Source organism: Aneurinibacillus aneurinilyticus ATCC 12856, assembly GCF_000466385.1.
GTDB classification, from domain to species: domain Bacteria; phylum Bacillota; class Bacilli; order Aneurinibacillales; family Aneurinibacillaceae; genus Aneurinibacillus; species Aneurinibacillus aneurinilyticus.
Map to the genome: position 1 here is coordinate 1 of NZ_KE952907.1, position 960 is coordinate 960.

The 960-nt window shown below is 38.5% G+C and carries 1 protein-coding gene and 1 pseudogene; both read right to left on the reverse strand.

What is annotated here, in order from left to right; genetic code table 11:
* Positions 1-12: 12 nt before the first annotated feature.
* Positions 13-627: an SDR family NAD(P)-dependent oxidoreductase gene (locus tag HMPREF0083_RS23980; protein WP_021624522.1), complete on the reverse strand. Its 615-nt coding sequence runs from the start codon at positions 625-627 to the stop codon at positions 13-15.
* A gap of 59 nt (positions 628-686) precedes the next feature.
* Positions 687-932, reverse strand: a pseudogene (locus HMPREF0083_RS27625) (zinc ribbon domain-containing protein YjdM); the annotation flags it as partial.
* Positions 933-960: the final 28 nt, after the last annotated feature.

Consider the following 960-nt stretch of genomic DNA (forward strand, 5'->3'; position numbering starts at 1 on the left):
ATTCGGTAGAATCTAAGTGGTGGGTAGTTGACATTCTTCAGGTATAGAAGCTGTCGCATCTGTCTCTACTAATCCCGGGGAGACAACGTTTGCTGTAATACCTTGGTTCCCCAGCTCCTGGGCAATATATTTGACAAAACTATTTAGGGCTCCTTTTGATGTGCCATGTGAAATGAAATTAGGTCCCGGATGATTGCTTAAACCACTAGATACATAGACGAGCTTTCCATAATGCTGTTTCTTCATATAAGGCAGCACAACCTTTGTAGATACGAAAGCAGCCTGAAGTTCATCATTCGTTTTTTGAATAAATTCATCCCATAACATATCCTCAAATGACTTCTTCACAAAGTTCATGCCGGCATTATGGACGAGGATGTCTACAGTTTCATATGCTTGTACAGTCTCTTCTACGAGATTGTTCATTTGCTCCATATTTCTGGCATCTGCTTGTATAGCTATCGCTTCCCCGCCCTTTTCCTTAATCGATGCCACTACTTCTTTTGCTGCCGTTGCATTTCTTGCATAATTTACAACAACTTTTGCTCCGCGTCCAGCCAATGTCTTTGCCGTAGCAGCACCAATTCCTCGACTTGCTCCTGTTACGATTGCTACTTTCCCATCCATACTTTTTTCGCTCCTTTGGTTTGAGATTCAGCCAAGATATATGTAATTTCGGGTCGTATTTATACCTTTTTAACAAATTCGGATTTTAATTTCATAGCTCCAAAACCATCGATTTTGCAATCAATATCATGATCTCCATCAACCAAGCGTATATTTTTTACTTTTGTACCTATTTTTATGACTGATGAACTTCCTTTTACTTTAAGGTCTTTGATGACTGTTACAGAATCACCATCGTTTAAAACATTTCCATTTGCATCTTTGATAATCTTTTTATCTTCACCATTTTCAGTTTCTAACTGTAGTTGCCCAAAAACACTTACACAAATTTAC

Bases quoted from the DNA above. Each gene is read 5' to 3' on its own strand.
- HMPREF0083_RS23980 (WP_021624522.1), bottom strand. From the start codon at position 627: ATGGATGGGAAAGTAGCAATCGTAACAGGAGCAAGTCGAGGAATTGGT.